This window comes from Natronococcus jeotgali DSM 18795 (assembly GCF_000337695.1).
GTDB lineage: Archaea > Halobacteriota > Halobacteria > Halobacteriales > Natrialbaceae > Natronococcus > Natronococcus jeotgali.
In genome coordinates this window covers 47,853-54,827 of the sequence record NZ_AOIA01000127.1, presented here as the reverse complement: position 1 = coordinate 54,827, position 6,975 = coordinate 47,853, and the positions used below count along the sequence as shown (strand labels likewise).

The 6,975-nt window shown below is 55.2% G+C and carries 5 protein-coding genes and 1 pseudogene; 3 read left to right on the top strand and 3 right to left on the bottom strand.

Annotated elements, in window-relative coordinates; genetic code table 11:
• Positions 1-203, top strand: a pseudogene (locus C492_RS14695) (ISH3 family transposase); the annotation flags it as partial.
• Between the two features lie 154 nt (positions 204-357).
• On the opposite strand, the gene C492_RS14690 reads toward C492_RS14695, so the two are convergent.
• The 3 genes from C492_RS14690 to C492_RS25395 form a co-directional block, all read right to left on the bottom strand.
• Positions 358-915: an exopolysaccharide biosynthesis polyprenyl glycosylphosphotransferase gene (locus C492_RS14690; protein WP_008424946.1), complete on the bottom strand. Its 558-nt coding sequence runs from the start codon at positions 913-915 to the stop codon at positions 358-360.
• Positions 916-1,494: 579 nt separating this feature from the next.
• On the bottom strand, positions 1,495-2,316 hold the full coding sequence (locus tag C492_RS14685) for an undecaprenyl-diphosphate phosphatase (protein WP_008424943.1): 822 nt from the start codon (positions 2,314-2,316) through the stop codon (positions 1,495-1,497).
• Positions 2,317-2,618: 302 nt separating this feature from the next.
• Positions 2,619-2,819: a DUF7835 family putative zinc beta-ribbon protein gene (locus C492_RS25395; RefSeq protein ID WP_083898861.1), complete on the bottom strand. Its 201-nt coding sequence runs from the start codon at positions 2,817-2,819 to the stop codon at positions 2,619-2,621.
• Between the two features lie 552 nt (positions 2,820-3,371).
• On the opposite strand from C492_RS25395, the gene glmS reads away from it, so the two are divergent.
• Positions 3,372-5,159 carry a glutamine--fructose-6-phosphate transaminase (isomerizing) gene (gene glmS / locus C492_RS14680; protein WP_049893095.1) on the top strand — a complete coding sequence of 596 codons (1,788 nt, stop codon included), beginning with the start codon at positions 3,372-3,374 and terminating at the stop codon, positions 5,157-5,159.
• Positions 5,160-5,608: 449 nt separating this feature from the next.
• The gene (locus tag C492_RS14675; RefSeq protein ID WP_008424940.1) at positions 5,609-6,931 is read left to right on the top strand and encodes a phenylacetate--CoA ligase family protein; all 1,323 of its coding nucleotides are present in this window, start codon (positions 5,609-5,611) and stop codon (positions 6,929-6,931) included.
• Positions 6,932-6,975 lie beyond the last annotated feature (44 nt).

Genomic DNA, 6,975 nt, shown 5'->3' with positions numbered 1-6,975 from the left:
TGTTGGAGAACCTCTGGCTTGTGCTTCGATGGGCGGTCGTCGCCCGCCCCCAGCGGGGCGGGCGCGACCTGCCCGAGGAATTCACGTTCAAGACCTTCTCTGACTGGATCAGACATGCATTAGAGGAAGAGCTAGAGCGGACTTGGGAGATCGAGATGAACGGAACAGGTGTGCCAGAAGCATACGCGCCGGCCGCGGGCTGACGCCAGCCCGCGGCCTTGGGCAAGCTCCTGGTGAGCAACAGCATTCGCCTAGAACAGCGTATCTCAGCCTTCTTACTTCACTTCTCCTCATCCGTGGATTCTATTTCCTGTTCACTCAGTTACCACACTGGCATTCGCTCTGTTCATCCATGGCTCAGCACAGTTCACGAAGCGACGTTCGGGAAGTACCGATAATCACCAACAGCGGTGTCGCAACCATCAACGCCCCCACTGCAAAGACCAGATCAAACAGCCGCTTCGTTACTCGACTGTACCACGGCCAGGGCTTCAGATCGACCTGTGCGAGGTGTTCGCCGACGGTGTCAGTGGTGAGGACATAGTCGGCAAACGAATCGTGAACCAGTACGTTCACCCCGTGAGTATGGCAGATCTGTAGGATTTCGAAGTGTTGTGTTCGACTGTTCTCGTCGAACGCGAGCGCGACGGAATCAATATCGTATTTCGTAAGAACAGACGGAAACCGGGAGAGTCCGTTGATACGGTCAGTGCCAGCAATCGTTCTGATCTGTGTGTCCGGTTGAACGCCGCCGTCGGTTGCAATCGCAGCTTTCGAATCGGCCGCTTCTTTCTCTGCGGAGTCTGTTTCGGATGAGTGGGTGGTGAGGACCGGCGAAAGGAAGCCAACGGGCGTCGTCGGCAGCGAGCGAATCGTCGTTCTGAGACGGGTGGGATCTTCACCGAGTACCAGCACGCGTTGGTCTCTGCCATAGCGTCGGCATGCCAGATACCAGGCCGGGAGTGTCAAAACCAGGAGAACGCCTGTTACAGCCGTCGTCAGGAGTCCCGGTGCGGCGGTCAGTCCGATTCCATTGAGGACCAGAAGGGTGAAACATGCGACACCAAGTCGAGTTGCAGTCCGCGTGAGTACCGTCGGTACTGGCCGTGGCCGCGGTGTATACAGTGGAGTTAGCACAACGCTCACAAGCCCACCGATAAGCGCGACCGAAAGCAGGGTCGGCGATTGAGAAGTCCCACTGACGGAACTCCCGAGTAGGCCTGCCCCGAGTGCCAGCAGGAGCGTCCCTCCTGCTGCTGTTCCACGATAGAGCCACCCAGTTACCATTCAGTATGTTTTCTCTTCTGTGGATCATATTAAACCTTGTGAGAGAAATTGAGATGATAAAAACTTGATCGTGATGGCAATGAATCAGGGTTCAGTTAAGAATCGATTGACGTCTGGTATTGAAGTAAGATCTACTGAGGGGTCAGTACAAGCGTCTCGAGGACAGCGATTCGGCACGACCGAGTCTCGGAGCACCGAGACGGAGGGTCAGGCGATTAGCGAGACGACTCCCCCTCCAACGATGGCCAGTCCGCCGAGCCCAAAACAGACTGCTGCAAAGGGAATCCGATCGACAACTCGCATGAGTGTATCGATCATCAGGTAACCCACAAGCCCACTCATAACGAACGCCGTGAGGGCAGGGCCCAACCCGATTCCTGGGAGACCACCGGCGCCCGCCATCGTCAGTGCGGCTGCTCCGAGGCTCGCAGGAATCGAAAGCAAGAACGACAGACGGAACGCGGTCGGCGGCTCATAGCTCCTGAACAAGAGCGCACTCGTCGTGATACCAGATCGAGAGATTCCGGGGAGAATCGCAACGCCCTGTACGGAGCCAACGATGATCGAATCCCACAGTGTCGGCTTGTCACGTCCTCCCATCGAAACCGATTTCGAGGTGAGTTGGATCCACCCCGTGAGGATCAGAAGCACACCGATCGCGGCGACAAAGAGGCCTCCCGACAGCTGGCCAGCGAGATCGACTGCAAACACATACAGCGGAATCCCGATGAGGCCGGTCATCAGACACGCTACAACGATATAGGATGTAATCGCGTTGTCGCCATCGTACGCCGAACTCGGACGCCAGTTCGGTAAGCTCTGGAGGATCGTCCTCAGATCGTCCCGATAGTACACTGTTGCGGAGAGGGTCGTTCCAACCTGGAAAAAGAGTGCAAGTTGGACCGCAACTTCGGGGTCCACTTGCAACATCGTGAGAACGATTGAGAGATTCCCCTGACTCGAGACTGGGAGCCACTCGACGATTCCCTGAACGATCCCCGCAATGACTGCGACTAAATACTCTCTCATCCGTGGTTGTTGGTTCTACCCAGTTTCTACGATCATATATTCGTTTGTATTCTATCTTTATATTAGAGTGGATATCGTAGTTCATTGGGCGAGAACCACTTTGCTCGCTTGGCCGTCAAAGACGGTTCCAGCAGCCGAATAGGTATCCAATATTGGATCGCCTCCAGTGCTTGAAACGACGATAGTTACACCTCAATGTTACAAGCGAATACCAGTACAGCAGGCATCGCTAAGCGGTTGACCGTAGGGAGAGCCCGTTCCTTGGAACCCGGGAGTGAAGACTTCTCGGAAGACAGTATCTTTCAAGCATTGTTCATTCGTTGACTCTGTTGGGTTCCGCATCTGTTACATGTGCTGATCCGATACGGTTCTCGAGAAAATTCCATATTTTCTTGTTTTGAACTCTCCGTTCGAATCTGAATCGTCACCGAATGTACTGTGTCGCTCTCACATCGATCACAGTATTCGGTTATCCCATCTCCACGGCCACTCGTTGTTGCCATTGTCAATCTCTATGTAGTCGTCAATATAAGTTTGTTCATCACTCACTACTGTTGGTACTGAGTCATAAGTTCATTGTTTTTATCATGAATAGAACGCTTATGCGGAACGTCTATCGGGATACCTCTGCACAATCGAGAGTCGGTCCTCAAAAACGAGCGGCCGACAAGAAAGAGTCTTTCCGGCAATAATATATCTGGATACTGCAGTAGAATTTTGTTTCTGGAAATTAAGTAATATTCCATGAACGAATCACAGCTACGGCTTATCGCGGGCATCACTGGGATCCTGCTTACGATAGTCGTGGTGCTGTACAGTGTCTCGGGTCTGTGAGCAGAAGAACTGGTAGGCTTAACCAGGCTGTTTGTGAACTCAAGACATGACCCGTATTCGACGGAATTACACATGCTCACTAATGATTCCTGACTAACCAATAACCGAAATAAATAAACAATACTACTCTCGTTAGTATTGAGTATGTTGAGTGTGCAGACTATCTGTGCTTTCCCTCTTCCAGTACAGGTCCAATCGAACGGCAACCGTGGGGATCACTAATGTGTGGAATTATTGGATATACCGGTACTAACGATGCGATCGATGTGTTACTGACTGGGCTCTCTGGGTTAGAGTACCGCGGCTACGATTCCGCAGGCGTTGCCCTCGTCGATGAGGCAGTAGATGTCTACAAACGCGAGGGCGAGGTATCAGCACTCGAGTCGGCTCTTCCGGAGGGACCCGTTCCTGGGGCGACCGGACTCGGACACACTCGCTGGAGTACACACGGGCCCCCATCGGACGCTAACGCTCATCCCCATACCGATGAAACGGGACAGATTGCGGTCGTGCACAACGGGATCATCGAGAACTACCAGGAACTGCGCGATGAGCTCACTGCGCGTGGCCACGTCTTTGAGAGCGAGACCGATACGGAGGTTATCCCCCATCTGATCGAGGAGCGTCTCGAGGTCGGGCTCGACCATGGACCCGCGTTCCGCGAAGCGATCGCCCGCTTGGAGGGGAGCTACGCTATTGCCGCCGTGTTCGCCGACAGCGATACCGTCTATGCCGCACGCCACGAGTCACCGCTCGTTATCGGGCTCGGTGACGAAGGCCAGTATCTCGCGAGCGACGTCCCCGCCTTCATCGAGTACACCGATCAGGTGATCTACCTCGAGGACGGCGAGTTCGCGACCCTCACACCGGAGACCGTAACGGTCAGTGACGAGACGGGAGCTGTTGTCGAGCCTGTCGTTAACGAAATCGCCTGGGATCCCGAGGACGCTGGCAAGGGATCGTACGAGCACTACATGAAAAAGGAAATTCACGAACAGTCCCGGGCGATCCAGGACTGTCTGCGTGGGCGGGTCGATCCCGAGACAAACCACATTCTGCTCGAGGAGCTCGCCGAGCTCGACCTGCCGGCCACAGTCCAGCTCGTTGCCTGTGGCACGTCGTATCACGCTGCGCGTTACGGGGCCCGCCTGTTGCGTGAACACGGCATCGCCGCCCAGACCTTCCTTGCCAGTGAGTACCGCGCTGAGACCGTCCCCGTCGACGAGGAGACGCTCGTAATCGGCGTCACCCAGAGTGGTGAGACTGCTGATACGATGCGGGCACTGCGGGAAGCCAACGGGGCTGGTGCAGTCACACTGGCACTGACGAATACGGTCGGCAGTTCGGCCGCTCGCGAGTGCGACCATGTCTGTTACATCCGGGCCGGTCCTGAGATCGGTGTCGCGGCGACGAAGACGTTCGCGAGCCAGCAAGTCGCGCTGGCGTTGGTAACTGGTGTGTTAGCGGAGACTGCCGAGCCGGCGTTTTTGCAGGGGTTGGCTGAGCTGCCCGCGCAGATTCAGACCGTTCTCGAGAACTCACAGGCACAGGCGCTCGCCGATGCGTACGTCGACTCGGACGCCTACTTCTTCATCGGTCGGGAGTATACCGCCCCGGTCGCCCTCGAGGGGGCCCTGAAGATGAAGGAGATCACGTACAAACACGCCGAGGGATTCGCCGCCGGCGAGCTCAAGCACGGGCCGCTCGCGCTCGTCACCGAACGGACGCCGGTCTTTGCACTGTTGACTGAGGGATCGCGTCTGGAAAAGACGCTTGGCAACGTCAAGGAGGTACAGGCTCGTGGTGCGCCCGTTATTGCGGTGACCGACGCGCCGCAGACGGTCGAACGATACGTCGACCACGTTCTCGAAGTGCCGTCAACACACCCCTATCTGACACCGATCTTAGCGAACATCCAGCTGCAGTTGGCCTCCTACTGGCTCGCAAACCGACTCGGCCGGTCGATCGATAAGCCACGCAATCTCGCGAAAAGCGTCACGGTCGAGTAACCGCTTCCCAGTTACTTGCTTGGACTACTGCCGTTCGCTTGTTACTGGTAGTGTGAGACGAACGGCTCACGGATCCGGCAGAGGGCGGCTTTGCCGTTGTAATCGGGTGAGCCAACACCATACGAATTTCCGGATTAAACGATCAATGTGAGATTCATTCGAACCATTCGAGATAGTCGTCACACTGTTCGCATTCAGCGTGTGTGACCCACTCCTCGCCCTTCTCGTGTTCCGTTGGAGAGACACGAGTTAGTTTCATATCTGTAGACCCACACTCGGGACATCGTGGCGGTATCGACTCGGGCATCTATATTTAGCTCCCATCTACCATCAATTAATACTTTCCCAGGAATATTACTTGATAGTACTCACCCTTATGAAGCAATAGAAGGGAGAGATTTCCCACAGCAGACCAGTACATCTAAGAGAAATCCAGCGTACGACCCGATATGGCGTTAAGAAAACATCTCTGGAAACCAATTCTTAACTATAGGCATTCAGTTCCGAAAAGATATGAGACTATCAGCGGCTGGGAATCGCTTTCTTCTGCTGAACTCGAGCGACGGACCACCCGTCGACTGCAATCGTTACTGGATCATGCATATGAGAACGTCCCATACTATAGAGAGACGTTCGAGGAACAGCCGAAAGCGACGGAGTTCGAGGAGCTCCCGCTCTTAGAGAAGGCCGATTTGCAAAACGAGTTTGAACGACTCAAGAGCGATGATCTGTCCGCTCGAGAGTGGAAGACGAACGCAACCAGTGGGTCGACCGGCCAGCCGACTGAGTTCGTTCAAGATGGCCACTATCTCTCGATGAGAGAGGGGCTGAAATTGGTGTTTGACGAGTGGGGCGGTCGAACCCTTTCGGATCCGAAAGTCAAGGTCTGGGGATCGCAGGACGATCTGTTTGGCGAGAAATCGGTCAAATCAAAGGCCCGAGAATGGCTTCGGAATATCACCTGGATCAACGCGTATTCGATGTCCGAGGACGATTTTCGCGATGCAGTCCAGACAATAAACAGCGAACAGCCGGCGACGATACACGCCTACGTGGAGGCGATTACGAACGTTGCTGCATTTATCGAAGAGAACGACCTTGCTGTCTACTCTCCCTCCTCGGTAATGACGACGGCTGGAACGCTTCGGCCAGAAATGCGAGCGCAAATCGAGCGGGTATTTGACTGTCCAGTGCACAACCGCTACGGCTCGCGAGAGTTCGGGACCGTCGCGAGCGAGTGCCGTTACGGGACGGGACTTCACTACTGCCCGCTGATTCATTATATCGAAATCCTCGATCCTGACACCCTCGAGCCTGTCGAACCGGGTGAACCGGGAGAGATCGTGATCACTCTGCTGTCAAACTACTCGATGCCGCTTATTCGGTATCGGATCGGCGACGTTGCCGCCTTCCATACGGGGGATTGTGACTGTCGGTGTAACTGGCCGATGATCGCCAACGTCCGTGGTCGCGTGACTGATCACTTCGTCACGCCCGACGGGACGCTTGTGTATCCGGGCGCGCTTCGCAAGACACTGTATCATTACGAGTGGATCAATCGGTTCCAGATTCACCAGACCAGTACTGATACGATCGTGTTTCGGCTCGTGGTGTCCCGGGATGACCCGCCGCAATCGGCTCTCGAGGAGATCATCTCCCAGACAGAACGGATTATGGGCGAGGAGGTCGCTGTTGACTTCGAGTTCCCCAGTGCAATCCAGCGCTCGGATTCCGGGAAGTATCGATATACGATCTCGGACGTCTCATCGTAGCTCGTTTCCTCGACCACAGGACGGGATCACAGACGCAAGCAAAT